This window comes from Achromobacter sp. T5-5 (assembly GCF_055397965.1).
This window is the reverse complement of record NZ_AP027919.1, coordinates 5,350,952-5,369,650: the sequence shown is the minus strand read 5'-3', so window position 1 is coordinate 5,369,650 and position 18,699 is coordinate 5,350,952. Positions and strand designations below refer to the sequence as shown.

The 18,699-nt window shown below is 68.4% G+C and carries 11 protein-coding genes; 7 read left to right on the top strand and 4 right to left on the bottom strand.

Translation table 11 applies throughout. The features are described from left to right. Positions 1-39 precede the first annotated feature (39 nt). From ACZ50Q_RS24320 to tssJ, 4 genes are all read right to left on the bottom strand, one after another. Entirely contained in the window at positions 40-8,709 is an 8,670-nt protein-coding gene (locus ACZ50Q_RS24320) for a type VI secretion system Vgr family protein (protein ID WP_464079786.1), read from the bottom strand. A 165-nt stretch (positions 8,710-8,874) separates the two neighbouring features. After that, positions 8,875-9,654 carry a DotU family type IV/VI secretion system protein gene (locus tag ACZ50Q_RS24315; RefSeq protein WP_464079785.1) on the bottom strand — a complete coding sequence of 260 codons (780 nt, stop codon included), beginning with the start codon at positions 9,652-9,654 and terminating at the stop codon, positions 8,875-8,877. 16 nt (positions 9,655-9,670) lie between these two features. Further along, entirely contained in the window at positions 9,671-11,017 is a 1,347-nt protein-coding gene (gene tssK / locus ACZ50Q_RS24310; protein WP_464079784.1) for a type VI secretion system baseplate subunit TssK, read from the bottom strand. Positions 11,018-11,105: 88 nt separating this feature from the next. After that, positions 11,106-11,723 carry a type VI secretion system lipoprotein TssJ gene (tssJ, locus tag ACZ50Q_RS24305; RefSeq protein WP_464079783.1) on the bottom strand — a complete coding sequence of 206 codons (618 nt, stop codon included), beginning with the start codon at positions 11,721-11,723 and terminating at the stop codon, positions 11,106-11,108. 156 nt (positions 11,724-11,879) lie between these two features. Here tssJ and ACZ50Q_RS24300 point away from each other — a divergent pair, with 156 nt between their 5' ends. From ACZ50Q_RS24300 to tssG, 7 genes are all read left to right on the top strand, one after another. Next, positions 11,880-12,551 (top strand): hypothetical protein, encoded by a 672-nt coding sequence (locus ACZ50Q_RS24300; protein WP_464079782.1) that lies wholly within the window; start codon positions 11,880-11,882, stop codon positions 12,549-12,551. A gap of 71 nt (positions 12,552-12,622) precedes the next feature. Continuing rightward, complete coding sequence (tssB, locus tag ACZ50Q_RS24295; protein WP_076518919.1) at positions 12,623-13,138, top strand: type VI secretion system contractile sheath small subunit; 516 nt, start codon at positions 12,623-12,625, stop codon at positions 13,136-13,138. Next, entirely contained in the window at positions 13,131-14,630 is a 1,500-nt protein-coding gene (gene tssC, locus ACZ50Q_RS24290) for a type VI secretion system contractile sheath large subunit (protein ID WP_076518920.1), read from the top strand. Before tssB ends, tssC begins: the two co-directional genes overlap by 8 nt. A gap of 45 nt (positions 14,631-14,675) precedes the next feature. Next, positions 14,676-15,179 (top strand): Hcp family type VI secretion system effector, encoded by a 504-nt coding sequence (locus ACZ50Q_RS24285; RefSeq protein ID WP_076518921.1) that lies wholly within the window; start codon positions 14,676-14,678, stop codon positions 15,177-15,179. Between the two features lie 79 nt (positions 15,180-15,258). Then, positions 15,259-15,744, top strand: coding sequence for a type VI secretion system baseplate subunit TssE (tssE, locus tag ACZ50Q_RS24280; RefSeq protein WP_062685260.1), 486 nt, complete (start codon positions 15,259-15,261; stop codon positions 15,742-15,744). A gap of 51 nt (positions 15,745-15,795) precedes the next feature. Further along, positions 15,796-17,634 carry a type VI secretion system baseplate subunit TssF gene (tssF, locus tag ACZ50Q_RS24275; protein ID WP_076518923.1) on the top strand — a complete coding sequence of 613 codons (1,839 nt, stop codon included), beginning with the start codon at positions 15,796-15,798 and terminating at the stop codon, positions 17,632-17,634. After that, positions 17,598-18,689, top strand: coding sequence for a type VI secretion system baseplate subunit TssG (gene tssG, locus ACZ50Q_RS24270; protein WP_076521940.1), 1,092 nt, complete (start codon positions 17,598-17,600; stop codon positions 18,687-18,689). Before tssF ends, tssG begins: the two co-directional genes overlap by 37 nt. Positions 18,690-18,699: the final 10 nt, after the last annotated feature.

The window sequence follows — 18,699 nt, the reverse complement described above, 5'->3', positions numbered from 1 at the left end:
GTATTGGGCTGCAATGGTCTTCGGTGGCGGGTGGCGTCGTCAGAATGAGGTCCAGCCTTCGGAGCAGTCCACCTTGCGCACGGCCTTGCTGCAGCTGGGGCAGAAGTGGATGTTGGCGCAGGTGATGCCGTACATCACGCATTGCCCGATCTCATCGCTGTACTGTCCATTCCGGTTGGGCAGGCCAAAGTAGCAGTGCCCCCCCATGTTGTAGTAGAAGTGCGGCGGCGGATCCAGCTTGGAGTCGTCGGCCGAGGGGTCTTCGTTGCGCAGGCCGGGCCAGTCGGGGCCGCTGGGCACCATGCCGAGCAAGTGACCCATTTCGTGCGCCAGCGTTTCCGTCAGGTACGCCTGCGAGTTGGGCTCGTACGGGTCCAGCGTGGACACGAACAGCAGGTTGGTACCCGTGATGGCCAGGCCCGCGTAGCTGGCGGCCACCGTGTTGAACTGGATGTTCAGCACGCCGCGCAAGGGCGTCGACGAAATCTGGGTCAGGTCGACTTTCACGGAGAAGACGGCGCCGGAGCTTTCGCGGATCGGCGTCATCAGGTGGCGCGGGATGGGAATCGACCGTTCCGCACCCGAGGCGTCCGTGTAGATATAACGGGCGTGGACCAGCCAGTCGTCGCTGTCGTCGAACTCGTACCAGAGGCTGGCAAGCGTGCGGTCGTCGTTGACGATGGGGACGGTCATGACGCGCCCGCCGGGGCCGGCGGGCACCGGCATGCGCATGTCGCCGCTGGTGCCGGGCGCGGCCAGGCGGTCGACGTGGCAGACCACCAGGGTGTAGGGCTCGCGCTGCTTGCCGGGGGAGTTGGCGTAGACGCGGCGCACGGCGTCCATGATGGCATGCTGGGCGTCGACGTTGTCCGCGGCGTCCACCGCCGAGCGGCCCCGGAATTGCAGCCGCGGCAACTGGATCATGTCGATGCCGTGCAGCGCGAACTCCGCCGTGACCGGGGTCACGTCGGCCAGGTGGGCCGCCGGGCGCGCGCTCATGCACATGACTTCCTGGATGTACAGGCGGCGCGCGGTCTCGACGCGTTCTGTCTTGATCAGTTGGCCGCGTTCGTCGCGCACTTCGAACAGGTAGACGTTGCGGCCGGCGGCGGGCAGGTCGATGTCATCGACGATGCGGGTGCCGTCGGCGTTCGTGACGTAGCTGCGCGGGTTGGCGTGCGGTTCCTGATAGCTGGCGCGGCGGCCGCGTTCACGGGAGGAGTAGGCGATGTTGCCGGGGTCGGCCTTGACGGTGATGGTGAACCGGTGCGCGCCGGGGCGGTTGAACTCCACGTGGATGCGCGGGCGGCGGGTTTGCCGCTCGGTGGTGGTCAACGCGCTGCCGTCGTTCCAGCGTTCGTCCGCCGTTTCGAGGTTCACGTATTGCAGGCGCGCGCCGTCCTGGCGGCCGCGATACGTCGATATGCCCGGCACCCCGTGGCCGGCGCCGCCCGCCGAGGGCATGCCGCCGGGCAGGTTGGTGCCCTGCGTGCGCGCCACGGGTCCCAGGCCGATCGTGTCCAGCACGTCGCGGGCGATCTGCGGCAGCGGCGAATCCGCCACGCCGGGGATCTTCATCAGCACCTCGGCCACCTTGGGCAGCGTCTCGGTGGCCAGCGTGGGGGACTGCAGGATGGCGCCGATCACGCCCGGCACCGACGAGGACGACAGCCCCGGCATGCTGAGGATGGCGCCGGCGACGGCGGGGATGTTGGCCTGCTTGACGTCGGGCAGGTTGAAGAGGGTGTCGACGGCCGACCCCAGCGCGGCGGCGCGGTCGCCCGCCGCATTCAGCGCCTGGGTCATGACGGGCACGATGGCGGCGCTGACGTTGGCGCTGACCCCGCCGGACATGAGCGTGGACGCGCTGTTCATGGCCGTGGATGCGGCGCTGGCCTGCTGCGCAAAGGCGGCGAGCCCGCCGCCAGCGCCCACGGCGGCGATGCCCGCGGCGCCGGAGCTGCCGGCCGACGCGCCCTCTGCGCCGGCGCTTGCGTTGGTGGCTGCGCCCGCCGCCGCGCCTGCGCCGCCTGCGGCGGACAGGTCGGTGGCGCGGGTGGCCGGCGCGCTGTCGGACATGCCGGCCGCGCGCGCCGTCGTGCTGCCGAGCACGGTGTCAGGGCTGGCGGCCGGGGAGACCGCCGTAGGCGGGGCCGCCGTGGCGGGGCCGGTGTTGGAGGGGGAAATGCCTGGCGTCGCCGCAGGGCCGCTCATCGGGGAAGCGTCGGTGGGGGCGGAAGCCGCGCCAGCGCCGGCGATGGGGGGTGAACCTGCGCCAGTGACGGAGCCTGTGCCTGTGGCCGGACCGGCTTGTCCAACGGCGCCAGCACTTGGGCCAGGGGCAGCATCGGCACCGGGAGCGGCCGTGACGCCGGGATCGGCAGTGGCAGCGGGAGCGGCAGTGGCAGCGGGAGCGGCAGTGGCACCAGCCCCCGCAGTGGCACCAGCGCCCGCAGTGGCACCGGCACCAGCACCGGCACCGGCACCGGCACCAGCACCAGCACCAGCACCAGCACCAGCACCAGCACCAGCACCAGCACCAGCACCAGCACCAGCACCAGCGCCGGCACCAGTGCCGGCATCCGAACCGGCAGCGGCTCCAGCATTGGCACCCGCATCCGCAGCAGCTCCGGCTCCGGTACTTGCGCTTGCTCCGGCATCCATGTCTGTACGGGCGGATGCAGACGCACTGGCGCTCGCGCCCGTCGCCGCCGCTGCGCCCGGACCTGCTTCTGCGCCAACGCCCGCCGCGTTGGCTCCGGTGGCTACCGCGGGCGTAGCATCTGCCGCCGCGGCGCTGCCGGACGTCGCGGTGCCGGCGGCGACGCCGGCTTCTGCGATGCCTACGCCCGTCCCGGGAGGCATGCCGGCGTCTTGCGGCAGGCCTGCCATCCCGGAGCCGGGCACGAAGCCCGGCGTTTGCGCGGAGGCGTCTGCCAAGATGGGCGCCGTGTTCAAGCCGGTATCGGAGGCCGGCAGCGTCTGCGTTGGGGGCAAGACGGCGTCAGACCCGGTGAGCGTTGGGGCTTCGTTCAGGACGGGATCGGACCCGGCGAGCGTTGGGGCTTCGTTCAGAGCGGAATCGGACCCGGCAAGCGACGGCGCTTCGTTCAGGACGGGATCGGACCCGGCAAGCGATGGCGCACCTTGTTGCACCGTGCCGGAAGCAGACGTGGCGGCGGCGGACCCGTCCTGCATCGGGGCGGTCGTGGCCGTGGCGGCGGTGGAAAGATCGCCGTGCATCGCGACGCGCCCGGGCATCCCGGACGTGGCCGCGCCGGACGGCGAGACCGGAGAGGGCGTATCCGCCGCGAAAGGTGTGGCGCCCTTGTCGGTAGATGCGGCGGACGCCAGGTGTCCGGCATCGCTGGCCGCCGACGCCGTGGCGCTGAGCAAGCTGCCCGCGCCCGCAGCTAGCGACGCGAGCAATGCCGCGTCAGGCCGCTTGGCCGGTCGCGCCGTGGTGCCGTCGCGGGCCGTGCCGTGCTGCGCGGTGCCGCCTTGCGAGTCGGTCGGCGGGGTTGCCGGCCTGATGGCGCCGTAGGAGGCCGGTTTGTCGGCGGACGGGGACGAGGCCGCGGAGGAATGCGCCGCGCTGCCCGCGAACAGCGCCATCGCCGCCTGTGCGGTCTGCTTGGTCTCTGTCGATCCAGATTGCGGGTTGAGCGCATCGGGGGCATCGGACGAGAGGGGGGCAAGAGGCGCTGCGTGGGCGGTCTGCGTCAGGCCATGTGGCGCGGGCTGTGTGGAGCCATCAGCGTCGGGAGGCGTGCCGCGTGTGTTTTCGGCATGGCGGCTGTCGCCTTCGGCGTGGGCCGTTGCGGGCTGGGCCGCCGCCATCGCGCCGGCGGCCGTCGCGAGCAGGCTTGCGGCCGAGCCCCACGCGCCGGCGCGGTCCGCATCCGGTTGCGAAGCCGAGACGGCCGCCGCCTGCGGTGTCGTGATGGCGGAATCGGGGGCGGTCCAGGGTCGCGCGGCATTCAGGGCGGAGTCGGACGGCGAGGCACCGGCGCCGTGTTGCGCCGACGCTCCCGTTGTGGCGATGCTGCCGTCGGAGATGCGGGCGGCCAGATGGGTGTTCGTGTTGGTCGTGTCGGTCGTGTTCGTCACGCCGCTGTTTGCACTTGTCGCTCGGGCGTTGGTGCTCGTTGCTCCACTATCGAGGTTCGTCGCATTGCCGGTGCCTGCTCCTGGTCCTGCCATTGCTGCTGCCGTTGTTGCTGGCGTTGCGGCTGCCGTTGTTACTGCCGTGGTTGCTGCGTTTGCTCCTGCCGTTGTTGCTGCGGCTGCCGCTGCTGGTGTTGCGCTCACCCCGGTTCCGGCGGCAAGGTTCGGGCCGTTGCTTGCGGCGGCTGCGCCAGCGAGCGCGCCTGCGGCAGGGCTGGCGGCGAATACGCCAGCCGTGAGCTCCCCGCCCGCAGCCGCGCCTGCCGTTCCTGCGGTGAAGGCGGCGGCGGTACGCGCGCCAACTGCCCCAGCGGTCAAAGCGGCCGGAGTGCTTGCATCGGCGGCGCTGGCGGCCAAGGCCCCGCCCGCGCCTGCAGGCATGGCGTTGGGGGCGACACCCGATGCGGCTCCCGTGGAGGAGGGGTACGAGACGTCGGCGGTCGCGGCGGCGCGGCTGAAAGCGTCGCCTGCCGCTGAGCCCGCGCCCGAGCCAGAATCCAAATCCGAACCCGAACCCGAACCCGAACCCGAACCCGAACCCGAATCCGAATCCGAATCCGAACCCGAATCCGAACCCGAACCGGAGTCCGAATTCAAGCCTGAACCCAAGCCCGACCCAGAATCCGCGTAGGCGACGCCTGTTGTCGCGCTGGCTTGCATCGGCGTCGTGCTGGAGGATGCGTCGGGCGTTGCGGCCGTCGCGGCAGTTGCTAATGGCACGGCCTCTGCATTTGGCGCCGCCGCGCCCGCCGCCGACGCCGATGCCAATGCCGGCGTCGCGGTCATGGTCGGGGCCGTTGACGAAGGGGGCGCGGCCTGCGTTGCATATTGGGTCGCCACGTTGTCTTGGGCGATGTCCATTCCAGTTCCGACCGCGGGACTTCCCGGAGCGGACGAGGCCGCGCCGGCAAAGGCCGCTGCGCCTGCGCCTCCGGTAACAGCGCCAGCAGCGGTTGCGCTTGTGGCCGCGCCTGCGCTTCCGGCAACAGCGCCGGCAGCGGTTGCGCTTGTGGTGGCGCCTGCGCTACCGGCAACAGCGCCAGCGGCGGTTGCGCCCGTGGTGGCGCCTGTGCTTCCGGCAACAGCGCCAGCATCGGTTGCGCCTGCGGTGGCGCCCGCGCTTCCGGCATCACCGCCAGCAGCAGTTGCGCCTGTGGTGGAGCCCGCGCCTCCGGCAACAGTGCCAGCGGCGGTTGCGCCTGCGGTGGAGCCCGCGCCTCCGGCAACACCGCCAGCAGCGGTTGCGCCTGTGGTGGCGCCTGCGCCTCCGGCGACACCACCAGCAGCGGTTGCGCCCGCGTTGGCGCCTGCACTTCCGGCAGTACCGGCTGCGGCCGTCGCGCCCGCAACGTCACCAGCGGCCGACGCCGTCGCCGCGCTTGCCTCTGCTCCCGCACCCACCCCCGCATCGACACCCGCTGCACCGGATCCCACGCCCGCCAGTCCCGCCGCGCTGCGGATCATGTTGGACGCGCCCTTCGGTGCGACGGCCGCCAGCATGTCGGTGGCGGCGGGCAGGGCGGACATCGGGTTCTTGATGAGGTCAGCCGCCTTGGAGACGGTGCCCACGGCGGACGCGGCGCTGTTCAGCATGCCGCTTGCGCCCGGCGCGACCGAGCCCAGCAGGCCGGGGGCGGCCGACAGCGCGCCCATCGGATTCTTGGCCAGGCTGGCCAGCGCGCTTGCCTTGCCGGCCAGCGCATTGGCCTGACCGGCCAGCGAACTTGCCTGTCCGGCCAACTGGGAAAGCTTGCCTGCGGCGCCGGCGGCGGTCTTGCCCAGCGCGCTCAAGCCGCCAGGCACGGCATCGCCCAATGCGCCCATGCCCGTGCCCGCAGCCGCAGCTTCACCAGCCCCCGCACCCGCTGCGCCGCCAAAGCCCGCCATCAGGCTGGCGCCGGCCTTCTTGGCTGCCGCGGCGACGACGCCGTCCTTGTGCACCAGCTCGGCGCTCACGATGAGCGGATCATCGACGGTCGTGCTGGGCAGGGCAGGCAGGCTGGCGGCATCGCTGCCCGGGCCCACGAAATTGTGCGTGGCGCCTTTGACCGAAAACAGGCCAGGACCCTTGAACACGATGTCCGCGCCATCGAGCGTGACGCTGCCGCCCGCCGCTTGCAGGGTGACGCGCTGGTTGCCGAGGATTTCGATGCCCTCGGCCGACGAGGTCACGGTGATGTCCTGGCCCGCCAGCGCCTCCAGGATATCGGTGTGCGCATGCAGGGACACGGGCGCCTGCGCCGAGATCGCGCGCAGCGGACCTTGCTGCGCGAAGACGCTTGCCGACTTGGCCGAAACGGCGGCGTAAGTCTGCGTGGCCGCCACATGGGCGTCGGATTGCGCGGTGGCATGCAGATGTTCGCCCGCGTGCAGCACGGCGCTGGCCGGCGTGGCGAGTTTCAGCGAGTTCGGCGCATCGACCAGCAGGTGCGGGCCATCGATGCGTTCGATATTGGCCTCGGCCGTGCGTTGGCCATTGGCGGCCTTGCCCGCGGCCTGGCCGTTGACCTGGCGCGGGTAGCGGCCGTCCTGCTCGGGGTCCAGCGCCTTGAGCAGGTCGTCGTAGCCGTCGGCGGCGGCCAGGGGCCGCGCCTGATGCTGGCGCGCGCTGTCGTTGAGCCGGCGCGAGGCGTCCTGCGCGCCGCGCAGCAGCAGCAGCGCTTCCTGCGCGTCGGCCTGCGTCGACTTGCCCTGTTCGCGCGCCGTGGCCGAAATCAGCATGCCCTGGCCCGAACGCACCACGGCCCAGGCATCCGTGCGCAGCTCGAAGCCCGTGCCACGCCATTGGCCCCGGCTGGCCTCGTCCAGGCCCTGTTCCACCAGATGGCCCAGCCCCAGCTGCGTGGCCGCCGTGGAGCTGGCCAGGCGCGTGCGCAGCTTGCCCTTGGTGTCGTCGAAGATCCACTGGTTGCGCCCGGCGCCATCCAGCCCCTGGCTATGCCAGCCGCTCAGCACGCCGGCGTGGTTGGCGTCGCTGTTCTCGCCGGCCGACCAGGGCGGCAGGTCGGCGTCGTTGTAAAGCTGGCCCGCGATGACAGGCTGGTCGATATCGCCGTCGAGGAATTCGACGATCACTTCGGTGCCGCCGCGCGGCAGATGGTGGGCGCCCCAGTTGGGCCCCGCCTGGGCGCTGGCCACGCGCAGCCAGGTGCCGGACCGGTCGTCGCCGGGCGCGTTGCCGCTGGCATCGCCATGGGTGCGATGCGGCAGGCCACCCGGCAGCGGCTTCTCGCCACGTTGCCAGGGAAACTGGACCTTCACGCGCAGGTCGCGGTCCGACGTGATGGGCGCGTCCTGCGCGCTGACCACCACGGCGGCCAGGCCTTCGGGCGCGGTGGGACGGGCCCGCCAGGCGGGAACCAGCGCCGCCGCCTCGGGCTGCGCGCGGAAGCGGTTGCGGTAGGTGCCGCGCTCCATGTCGGGCGCGTCCAGGACCTGCGCGGCCTGGCTGCCCAGGTTGTTGGTGGCATCGTGCGTGACGTCGATCAGCACATAGCGGTTGCCGGCAAGTTCGTCGATGGCCTGCCCGCCGCCGCCTTGCGCGTAGCGGTCGTGCTGGCTCAATGCGAAGACGCGGCCCGGGGCGAGAGAACGGGCCGTGCCGGCGCCCTCGAAGCGCACCAGCCGCGATTCGTGCGCGCGCAGCGAACGCGCCGCGCCCTGTTCGGCGGCGTCATCGTCGGCGTAGCGGCCGTGGCCCGCGTAGTCGTAGTCCTCCAGCGTGGGCAGCGCTTCCACGCGGACCTGCGACTGGGATTGGGCGGCGTGCGCGGTCAACGACCGTTCGTTCCAGGCCGCGCGCGTCACGCTGTTCGGACGCACCGACTGCACGGCGGCAAAGCGCGTGATGCTGTCGCTGGCTTCCGTGGCATCGCTGCGATGAAAGCGCAGCGGCGATGACGGGTCTTCCGGGCGCGCCGCGTCCGCATCGAAAATCACCACGCGATGGCGCGCGCCGCCGCCGGCGGCCTGGCCCTCGTCCTGCTGATGCTCGAAGCGGTAGCACAGGCCGGCCTCGGCCAGGATGCGCTGCACGAACTCCAGGTCCGATTCGCGGTACTGCGTGCAGATGGGACGAGGTGGCGGCGCGTCTGTCAGTTCAAAGGCGAACGCCGCCTGGGGATAATCCGAAAACACTTCGCTGACGATGTCCTGCACCGACAGGTCCTGATACACGAAGCTGTCGCGGCGCAAGGCCAGCGCCGCCATCCACGGCGCGGCGTGCAGGCGGTATCGGGCCAGGCCACCGTCGGCGCCCAGCGCGTCCACGCCTTCCACCACCGCATGCCAGCGCCGCATCGAGCCGTCGGCCTGCAGCAGGCTGACGGTGATCTCCTTGCCCAGCAAGGCCGCCACGTCCAGCTCGGCGCTGGCGGCCAGGCAATCCAGCGTCAACGAGAACAGGCGCGAGATGCCTTCACGCAGGCGCATGTGCTCGACGAGCAGCTCGGTGTCCAGCGCGGTGGTCAGGCGCAGCAGCCGCGCGTGTTGCGACAGGGTGGCGATGTTCAGCGAAGAGTAGGCCGGGGCGTTAGAAGGCAAGGCGTTCATAGGGCTAGGCGGTATTCGGTCGGCGGCGCCGACGGCGCGCGGGACGCGCCGGAAGGGACGAAAGGGCTGGCAAACATGGCCGCGCGCGATGTGGTCTTTGCGCGGATCGCGGTTATGGCGCGATCCGCGCGGACCGCGCGGGCCCGCTTGCCGCCGCTAGGGCAGCGAAATCGTCAAATGCGCCGCGCGCGGGCCCAGCTTGACGATGTCGTGATAGGGCGCCATCGCGGTCTGCATTTCGGTGTTCAGGAAGTGGCCCATGCCCAGGAACGCAAGCAGGCCCAGCAATGCGAAGAGCGCCATGATCGACCACAGCGGCACATCGCGCTTGAGCGTGTGCGCCACCTTGTCGGGCAGCGGCCAGTGCGGCGCAAAGCCGGTGCGCTTGCCGCGCAGCAGCGCGATCTCGTCTCCCAGCCGGGCCGTCAGGTATCCCAGCTTTTCCTGGCCTTCGATCAGGTACTTGCCCTGGAAGCCCAGCAGCAGGCACATGTAATAGATTTCCAGCGACTGCAGGCGCGGCGCGCCCTGCGCGCGCAGGTCCTCCAGCCGGGCGAAGAAGTTCTCGCCCGCCAGCTGTTCGCCGAACAGCGTGAGCTGCAACGGCTGAAGCATCCAGGCGTCGCGGATCGCGAAGCGGGAGTTCAGGACGGTCTCGTCCACGGCCGCGCAGAACGCGTACTTGGTGGCGTAGACGTCCTCGGCGGCGATGTCCATTTTCTTGGCGGCGCGTTCGTAGTCCGCCAGGAACTGCTGCACGCGCGCGGAGAAGGCGGCCGCGTCGGCGGGCTCCTGTCCGCGCTTGAGCAGGAACAGCATTAGGAAGCCGTCGTACATCAGGTCCAGCAATGACTTGGCGGGGCGGCTTGCGTGAAATTCTGCCGCGCGCGGCGGCAACGTCGCGCCAGGCATCAGGGAAGGGGCGTCAGCGGTCATGGCGGTGTCGGTCCTGTCAGCGGGTCACTGCGATCAAATCCAGCTTGAGTTCGGGAATGCCTGCGGGCGCATAGATGGCGATGCTGCGCGCCTGCAGCATGCGGTCGTATAGCGAGCCCCGCGTCTGCAGGGCGAAATAGACGGCGCCCGGCTTGACGGGCACGGCGGGCGGCACCTGCGGCGTGTAGGCGAGCGGCACGCCGGGCATGGCGGACAGCACCAGCTTGTCCACGTCTTCGGGCGCGCCCACCTTGAAGCGCATGGGCACGCTCTCCGACAGATCGGCGGCGGGCATCGCGGCCTGCACGGCCAGATACAGCGACGTGGTCTCGTCCAGCTTGTCCGAGTCGAGCCGTCCCATGTGGAACGAGGGACGCAGCTCTTCGAGCATGATGGAGAAGTAGCGGGTCGAGATCACGGTTTCGAGCAGGTCGCGCAGGATCTCGTCCATGCGGGCGAACGCCGGGCCGGGGGCATCGTGGCGATACACGGGCAGATCGGCCAGCGTATGCACCTTGGAGAAGGTCATCAGCGCGCCTGCCAGCCGCGCCAGCTCCTGGAAGAGGCGTTCGGGATGCAGTTGCGGGTGATGGAACAGGTGCGACAGCGTGGCGTAGGCTTCGTTGGCCGTGTGCAGCAGCCAGAACGAGGCGACGTCGCCCGAGCGGAACTCGATGATGTTCTTGCTGGGCTCGCGATGAAAGCCATAGAGCGCGTTGACCTTGGCCTGCAGGGCGTCGAGCAGCCGGCGCAGTTGTTCGTGCAGCGCGCCCGACGCGGTGAGCGACAGGCTGGGGGCGATGAAGGTGGTGTCCAGTTCGTAGCCCGCGCTGGCGGTGCGCCGCACGCGCGCGACGGGGATCGCCAGCAACTCGTCGCGCGGTTCCAATTCGGAAATCAGGCGCACGTCCTTGCGCAGGAACGCCAGCTCGGCGGAGGCGGCGCCCGTGTAGAGATCAGGCGCGGGCGCATTGTCATGCGTGTAGCGCGTGTCGAAGCTGCCCGTGGTCTGTGCGTCGCGGTAGTTGCCGCCGATCGCCTTCAGCGGATGGATCGCCAGATAGAACACGGCTTCGCTCACGCCGTCCAGCGCCGTCAGGGCAACGGGCGGGGGCAGCTCATCGCCATGCGGCGCGCTGTAGAGCTCGCCATCGGGAAACACCGCGCTCATTTCGGTGGCGCGCAACATGCCGTTGGCGAGCGCGGCGGCATCGAAGCGCGCCGAACGCAGACCCCACGCATAGGGATGCAGCGCTCGGGCCATCTCGGCCAGCCGGTCTTCGTGATAGGCATCCTGCCGCTGGAAATGCTGCGGCCGCAGGAACAAACCTTCGCCCCAAAGGACTTTGGCTGAGTAACTCAAAATAAGCGCTCCCTCTTGCTTCTTTCCTGGTTCTATATGGCTATATAGATGAAAGGGTTGGACGAACGGCGCGCGGCCGCGATGCGCGTCAACCCGGACACTGCACGCCGGACAGGCGCGACGGATCGTAGGCGGGCATGCCCGCCGGCAGCGTGGGGCTGCCCGTGGCCACCGTCAACGCGCAAGCGTGCGCGCCCAATACGATGCCGTCGTCTTCCACGCTTTCAACCTTGAATACGTACTTCCACCGCATGGGCGCGGGGGCGTAGAACAGCCCGGCGACAGCGATGTAGTCAGCTTGCTTGGGGACTTTTTCGATGGTTTCGTATCGCTGTCCCGGCGTGAGCGTGAGCTCGCGCGAACCCAGCATCGATTCCCCCAGCGCCGCTTTCTCCCCGGCAGTGTCTATCAATTGCGTGAGCGGCGCACGCTGGAATTGCTCAGGATTCTTCAGGTAGTATATTTTTGTAACTACCGCCATCGGCTGGCCAGCGCCGGCATTCAAATTTTCTCCGGCGTGAATCGCCAATTTCACTTCCACAGGCGCGTTTTCGGGCTTTTTCAGGCCCGCCATCTCGATCGCATTCCCCGTCAAACCGGCGACCGCGCCAATGGCCGAAACGGCCGCACATCCAGTGATGGCGGTGCTTGCAAGCGCGCATGCCATGGCCGTGAACAAACGTGATAAATGGATATGTTTGGACATGGCTCTTTATACCGGAAGTGTGTGAAGCAATACAGATCGCGGCATGATGCGTGCAAATTGGCGCTAAGTAACATGAAGACACTCGCTGTAGCCTTGCACTAACAAAAGGTTGTTGAAATACGGCCCCTAGTTACAACCCCGCTAGGTGCTTAAAAAATGCCCTTTTCCCGCCTCGTTGTTATCGCAGGTGTCGTCGCATTGATGGCCGGTTGCGCGTCCGTCAAGCCGCAGTCGGAAGCCGAATACGAAAAGTCCCTGGCCGCCGCGCAAAAGACGCTGGAGCAAAAGAGTGCCGACCAGGCTGTCGCGCAGTTCGAGGAGATCGCCCAGCGCAATCCGTCCAAGGGCGAGCCGTGGTCCTACATCGCGAAGATCCGCTTCGACCAGCAGAAATACGGCCAGGCGATCGTCGCCGCCGATGAAACCCTGAGCCGCGATCCGGATGACTTCGTGGCCAAGACGGTGCGCGCCGTCGGGGGCCTGCGCGTGGCCATGCAGTCGCTGGCCGACCTGCGCGCCGACGCGCTGCTGGCCGGCAACGCCCGTGCGGATGCCGTGGCGCTGGCTGCGTCGATGCGCGAAACCCTGGGCCAGGACGTGCTGTTCCCCGAAGGCAAGCGACCGCCGCGTCCGCGCCAACCGCGCAAGGTCGAGCCGGTTGCCGCCACCCCGGCCCCGTCCGCGTCGTCGGCCGCTTCTGCCACGCCGGCCGCTTCCGGTACGCCGGCCCCGTCCGCAGCCCCGTCTTTCCCGCAGCAATCCGCCAACCCGCCCGCTCAGCCGCCCAACCGCGCGCCGAATCCGTTCGGCGACCTGCTGACCAAGTGATACCTCCGGGAGCGCGCGGCCCACGGCGGCGCCCCTGACCGACAGACAAGATCCTTTGCACGGAGCCTGCCATGGCCAAGAAAGAAAGCGTTCAGAAACGACTGCAGAAAGTCCGTCCGCCGCGCGTTCAGCTCACGTATGACGTGGAGAAGGGCGACGCCATCGAACAGAAGGAGCTTCCCTTCGTGGTCGGCGTGGTGGGCGACTTTTCGGCGCAGTCTGAAGCAGAGCTGCCCCGCCTGAAGGACCGCAAGTTCGTCAACATCGATGTCGACAACTTCGACGACGTGATGCGCGGGCTGGAGCCGCGCGCGGCGTATCGGGTGAAGAACCGCCTGACCGATGAGGGCGGCACGTTCGGCGTCGATCTCAAATTCCGTTCCATCGAGGACTTTCGTCCCGAAGCCGTGGTGCAGCAGGTGGATCCGCTGCGCGAGCTGCTGGACATCCGCACCAAGCTGGCCGATCTGCGCAACAAGCTTGCCGGCAACGACAAGCTCGAAGACCTGCTGGGCGAAGTGCTGACCAGCACCGAAAAGCTGCAACAGCTGACCAGCGAGACCGACAAGGGAGGCCGCAATGAGTAATTCCGCCGCCGCGCAAAACGCCGCCGCCACCGCCGACGCCACGCAAACGCAGAGCGGGCTGCTGGACCAGATCGTCGAGCAGAGCCGTGTCGCCAAATCCACCGCCGAGCACGACCGCGCCAAGGACATCATTGGCGAGCTGGTGCGCGAAGTCATGAAAGGCACCGTCGTGGTGTCCGACAACCTGTCGGCCATGCTGGACGCGCGCGTCGCCGAGCTGGACCGCCTGATCTCGGCCCAGCTCAGCGAAGTGATGCACGCGCCCGAGTTCCAGAAGCTGGAAAGCACCTGGCGCGGCCTGCACTACCTGTGCCAGGAAACCGACACCAGCCCGATGTTGAAGATCAAGGTGCTGAACACCACCAAGCGCGACCTGGTGCGCGATTTCCAGACGGCGATCGACTTCGACCAGAGCCTGATGTTCAAGAAGGTGTACGAAGAGGAATTCGGCACGTTCGGCGGCGCCCCGTTCGGCGCGCTGCTGGGCAACTTCGAGATCACGCGCCAGCCGGAGGACATGTACTTCATCGAACAGATGTCGCACGTGGCCGCCGCGTCGCACGCGCCGTTCATCGCCTCGGCGTCGCCCGAGCTGCTGGGCCTGGACAGCTTTGCCGACCTGGGACGGCCGCGCGATCTGGCCAAGGTCTTCGACACGGTCGAATACACTAAGTGGCGCAGCTTCCGCGACTCGGAGGATTCGCGCTATGTCGGCCTGACGATGCCGCGCTTTCTGGGCCGTCTGCCGTACGACCCGGTGGAGGGCACGACGGTCGAAGGCTTCAATTTCGTCGAGGACGTGGATGGCACCGACCATTCCAAGTACCTCTGGTGCAACGCCGCGTGGGCCTTCGGCGCGCGCCTGACGGCGGCATTCGCCGACTTCGGCTGGTGCGCGGCGATCCGCGGCGTGGAAGGCGGCGGGCTGGTCGAGAACCTGCCCACGCACACGTTCAAGACGGACGACGGCGAAATCGCGCTCAAGTGCCCGACCGAAATCGCCATCACCGACCGCCGTGAAAAGGAACTGAGCGACCAGGGCCTGATCCCGCTGGTGCATTGCAAGAACTCGGACTACGCGGCTTTCTTTGGCGCCCAGTCCGTGCAGAAGGCCAAGAAGTACAACACGGACAGCGCGAACGCCAACGCGGTGTTGTCGGCGCAGCTGCAATACATCTTCTCGGTGTCGCGCGTGGCGCACTACCTGAAGGCGATGATGCGCGACAAGATCGGCAGCTTCGCGTCGGCGCAGTCCGTAGAGAGTTTCCTGAATCGCTGGGTGTCGCAGTATGTGCTGCTGGACGACAACGCGACGCAGGAACAGAAGGCGCAGTTCCCGCTGCGCGAAGCTTCGGTGCAAGTGGCCGAGGTGCCCGGTCGTCCTGGCGTGTTCCGCGCCGTGGCGTTCCTGCGGCCGCATTTCCAGCTTGACGAACTTTCGATTTCCTTGCGCCTGGTCGCCGAACTGCCGGCCCAGGCCCAGAAATCCTGAGCGTCATTGCACTGACAACTCATCCATTGAAAGAGGTTATCCACAATGAAGGACATCTACGTCAAGTTCGGCAATCCGGCGCTCAAGGGCGAGTCGCAAGACAAGGACCACCCGGACTGGATCGAAGTCAGCTCGTGGCGCCACGAGATCATCCAGCCGCGTTCGGCCACCGCCTCGACCTCGGGCGGCCACACCGCCGAGCGCACCGAACATGGGGAAATGATCTTCACCAAGGACCTGGACGTCGTCAGCCCGCTGCTGTATCAGCACGCCTCGGGCGGCACCACGTTCGATGAAGTCACCATCGATTTCCTGCGTGCCGACGGCGAGGGCAACCGCGTCAAGTACCTGGAAATCAAGCTGAAGTACGTGATCATCGCGCGCGTGGCGCCGGAAGTGGTGGCCGAAGGCCTGCCGCACGAGACCTTCTCGCTGAAGTACGCCGCCGTGCAGTGGAAGTACACGCAGCAGAAGGTGGGCGGCAACCAGGGCGGCAATGCCCAGGGCGCCTGGAGCCTGACCAAGAACGACAAGACCTACTCGGTCTGATCGCGCCCGCTGGCAGGAAGACCGCGGCCCGACGCGGCCGTGGCCCTGCCACGTCGCTGTGTTTGTTTTCGAGGCCCCGATGAAAGGATTCGAACCGAGTCTCTTCGACAAGCTGTTCGAAGCAGAGGGCCAGTCGCCCTATGCGTTGCGGCGCTTGTCGATCGAGGAAATGAAAGAGACGGTGGCGCGCGACATCGAGGCCCTGTTGAACACCCGCATGGTGTTCACCGAGGAAGATCTGCGGCGCTACCCGAACTGCCAGCGTTCGCTGCTGACGTACGGGCTGTCGGACTTCTCCGGGCTGAGCCTGGCGAGCCACTACGACCGCGAGTTCATCTGCCGGTCGCTCGAACAGGCGATCGCGCGGCACGAGCCGCGGCTGACGCACGTGCGGGTCATGCTGCAGGTCGACGGCCGCGCGACGTCGGTGCTGTATTTCGCGATCACGGCCATGCTGGACGTGGGGCCCGCCCACGAGCCCGTGACCTTTGACGCGACGTTGCAGCCATCGACCCTGCAGTACTCCGTGACCAAGGGCTGGGCCAAGAGCCCGGCCACGGTCTGACGCATCGAACCGCGGTGCAGGTGCCCCGGCGCGCCGGACAGGAAGACATCAATGGAAGAACTGCTGCCCTATTACGAGCGCGAACTTGGCTTTCTGCGCACGTCGTCGCGCGACTTTGCCGAGCGCTATCCGAAGATCGCCGCGCGGCTGGGGCTGTCGGGCGAGACCTGCGAAGATCCGCACGTCGAACGCATGATCGAGTCGTTCGCGTTGCTGAGCGCCCGCATCAACAAGAAGCTGGACGACGACTACCCCGAATTCACCGAAGCGCTGTTCGAGGTGATGTACCCGCATTACCTGCGGCCGTTTCCCTCTTGCAGCGTGGCGCAGTTCGACCTGGGCGGCGCGGGCGCGCAGTTGACCGCGCCCGTGCGCATCGGCCGCGGCACCGAGCTGAAATCCCATCCGGTGCGCGGCGTGGCGTGCCGTTTCCGCACGGCGTATGAGGTCGCGCTGGCGCCCGTGGAGGTGCAGCGCGCGGGGTTCGTGTCCAGCGCCACGGCGCCGGCCACGGCCAAGCTGCCCGCCGGCGTCACCGCCCGCTTCTCGGTCACGCTGGGGTGCCAGGGCGAGAACCAGCACTTCGGCATGTTGGGCATCGACCGGCTGCGCGTCTACCTGCACGGCGAACCGTCGTTCGTGGCGGCGCTGCGCGACGCCTTGTTCCTGCGCGCGGCCGCGGCGTATGTGGAGTGGCAGCCGGGGCGCTGGGACCGTTTGCCCGCGATTCCGCTGGCGCAGGTCGGACTGGCCGAGGAAGATGCGCTGATCGACTTTCCGGCCAGCTCGCATCCGGCGTATCGCCTGCTGGCCGAGTACTTCGTCTTTTCCGAAAAATTCAATTTCGTCGACATCGACCTGGCGGCCCTGCGCCCCTATCTGGGCACCGTGCGGCAATTCACGCTGCATCTGCCGGTAAGCGGGGTGCGCGCCGATTCCAACACGGCGCGGCTGCTGGAGTCGACGTCGGCGGACAACCTGCGGCTGGGCTGCACGCCGGTGGTGAATCTGTTCCCCCAGCGCGCCGACCCCATCCGTGTGACGCATGCGGCGGCGTCCTATCCGGTGGTGGCCGATGCGCGGCGCGCCTATGGCTACGAGGTCTATTCCATCGACCGCGTGCGCCAGGTGCGGCAGAACGCGCAGGGCGACGCGGTGGTGGATTTCCGGCCGTTCTACTCGCTGCATCACGGCGAGTCGCCGGAGTCCGCCGGCCATTACTGGACGATGCGGCGCGATGCCGCGATGGCCCAGCGCAGCCCGGGATACGAAACCGAGATATCGATCGTGGATATCGATTTCGATCCGTCGGTGCCGCAGACCGAAACCCTGAGCCTGGACCTGACCTGCACCAATCGCGACCTGCCGTCGCACATCGCGGTGGGGCAATCGGGCGGCGACCTGTTCCTGGAAGGGGGGACGGTGGCGCGCGCCATCCGGATGCTGCGCCGGCCGACGCATTCGCACCGATTCCAGCAGGGGCGCGCGGCGCACTGGCGGCTGATTTCCCATCTGGCCCTGAACCATCTTTCCCTGGTGCAGAGCGGCCTGCCGGCCTTGAAGGAAACGCTGCGCCTGTACGACCTGTCGGGGTCGGCGGTGGCGGCGCGACAGATAGAAGGCCTGGTCGGCCTGGACTACAAGCCGGCCACGCACTGGATGCCCGGCGAGCCTTTCGCGACGTTCGTGCGCGGCATCGAGATCCGGCTGACCGTCAACGAAGACCACTTCGTGGGCACGAGCCTGCATGCGTTCGTGGCCGTCATCAACCGCTTCTTCGGCCTGTACGTGCACGCCAACAGTTTCGTGCAATTGGTCGTGTTGTCGCGCCGCGGCGCGGAGGAATTACTACGATGCCCCCCATGCAACGGCGACGCCATCCTAGCGTGATGGACGCGCTGCTGGCAGAGCCGCAGCGCTTCAAGTTTTTCCAGGCGGTGCGCCTGCTGGAGCAGTGCTTTGCGCGGCAGGAGCGCGGCGCGACGCGCCACACCGTGCCCGTGCATCTGCGCTTTCCCAATGCGCCCGGGCTGGGCTTTCCGCCCAGCGAAATCGTCGACGCGGTGGCGTATGACAAGCATGGCGAGGTGCTGGCCGACGAAGCGGCGCGCCAGGCCGCCGTGGCCGAAGGCCGGCTGGGCCGCGTGGACGTGACGCCGGCGTTCTTCGGGCTGCTGGGCGGGCAGGGCGCGCTGCCGCTGCACTATTCGGAAATGCTGGCGAACCGGGAGAGCCTGCGGCGCGACCGGGGCGCGCGCGCCTTCTTCGACATTTTCTCGAACCGGGCGGCCGCGCTGTTCTACGCCGCCTGGAAGAAGTACCGCATGCCGTTGCGGCATGAAACCGACCAGGACCATCATTTCCTGCCTCTGTTGCTGGCCTTGGGCGGCATCGGCCACCCGGCGCTGCGCGACCGGCTGCACAACGGCGCGGGCAGGGTATTCGATGAGTCCGTTGCCCACTACGCCGCGGCCGCGCGCCAGCGGCCCGTGTCGGCGCCATTCCTGCAGCGCGTGCTGCAGGACTACTTCGGCGTGCCGCTGCGGGTGGAGCAGTTCGTGGGCCGCTGGTATGACGTGCCGCCGCAGAACCGCACGCGGCTCGGACAGCCGGGCGCCGTGCTGGGCGTGTCCGCGCTGGCGGGCGATCGCATCTGGCAGCGCGACCTGCGCATCCGGCTGTGGATCGGCCCCTTGGCGCGCCAGGCCTATACCGACTTCCTGCCGGGCGGCGAGCGCGCGCGGGCGCTGGAGAAGCTGTTGACGATGTTCGGCGGCATGACCTTCGAGTACGAGGTGCGGCTGGTGCTGGCGCGCGAGAGCGTCACGCCGTGCCGGCTTGGCGAAGGCGGCGAGGTCCGCCTGGGCTGGAATTCCTTCTTATGCACCGAGCCGGCGCGCGAGGACCGCGACGACGCCAGCTACGAACTGCACACCATTCACTGACCTCATCACA